The organism is Streptomyces sp. SA15, from assembly GCF_002291145.1.
Classification (GTDB): domain Bacteria; phylum Actinomycetota; class Actinomycetes; order Streptomycetales; family Streptomycetaceae; genus Streptomyces.
On the sequence record NZ_NTGE01000155.1, the window covers coordinates 1 to 799 of the forward strand.

1 protein-coding gene is annotated in these 799 nt (G+C 77.8%); it reads right to left on the reverse strand.

Going from position 1 to position 799, the window contains the following annotated elements:
* On the reverse strand, positions 1 to 799 hold a 799-nt coding region (locus CLM62_RS34770; protein ID WP_143659199.1), incomplete at both ends, for a KR domain-containing protein.

Here is a 799-nt window from a genome sequence, read left to right on the forward strand (position 1 = left end):
GCGCAGGCCGGCCGCGGCCCGGCGTTCGGCGGCGGACTCCAGGGCCGCGTGCACGACGGTGTGGACGACGTCCTCGGCGCCGCCCCATGTCCCGGCGACCGAGGACAGCAGCACGAAGGCGTCCAGGTCCTGGTCCCCGAACAGTTCGGTCAGCCGGTCGACGGTGTGGAGCCGGTCACCCACCGCGGCGGCCAGGTCCGAGGGGGCGATGTCCGGCGCGGCGGGCGGCTGGATGTTGTCCAGGTGGACGACGGCCGTCACCGGCGAGGGCGTCTCGGGCGCCCCGGCCGCCGGGTCCCACTCCACGACGCCGCACGAACCGTCGTCCACGGCGGCGGCGGTGCCCGGCCGACGCGCCAGCACCACGGGGCGTTCGCCGTCACCGCTCAGCATCCGCAGCAGGTCACCGGTGACCGACGCGACGTCCCCGGTGACGAGGACGGTGCCGCCGGTCCGCCAGGGGCGGGGGGTGCGGGGGGCGGGGGGATCGGCGTGCAGCCGCCGGGCGAACAGCCCACCGGTGCGTACGGCGAGTTCGTCGGCGTCGGCCGGGTCCGTGAGGGCGGCCGCGAGCAGCCCCAGGGACCGTGCCTCCAGCCGGTGAGGCAGATCGACCATGCCGCCGCCGGTGTCCAGGGCCCTGCTCACCCCCCACAGCGGTGCCTGCGCGGCGCCGGGGGCGGCCTCACCTGCGACCGAGACCGCCGCGCGGGTCGCGCACCACAGCGGGGCCCGCACGTCGGCGTCGCGCAGGGCGTCATGGAGGGCGAGTTGAGCGGCCACGGCCGCGGTGCCGGTG